At 39.8% G+C, this 261-nt stretch carries 1 pseudogene; it reads left to right on the top strand.

Features of this window, described 5'->3' with window-relative positions:
• Positions 1-261 (top strand): annotated as a pseudogene (locus SB717_RS37045) (glutamate dehydrogenase); the annotation flags it as partial.

The raw sequence follows: 261 nt of genomic DNA, 5'->3' as shown, positions 1-261 counted from the left end.
AGATCGCGGAATTTTACTTGTTCCAGACGTATTAGCAAGTGCTGGTGGAGTAACGGTATCTTACTTTGAGTGGGTACAAAATAACCAAGGTTACTACTGGACTGAAGAAGAAGTAGAACAACGTTTAGAAAAAGTAATGGTAAAATCATTTGATTCTATTTATGAAACAGCACAAGTTCGTAAAGTGAACATGCGCTTAGCGGCGTACATGATTGGTGTTCGTAAAATGGCTGAAGCAAGCCGCTTCAGAGGTTGGGTATA

Origin of the sequence: Priestia sp. SIMBA_032 (assembly GCF_046535215.1) — a bacterium.
GTDB lineage: Bacteria > Bacillota > Bacilli > Bacillales > Bacillaceae_H > Priestia > Priestia aryabhattai.
The sequence above is the reverse complement of the archived record's forward strand: the minus strand, read 5'-3'. Positions and strand labels throughout refer to the sequence as shown.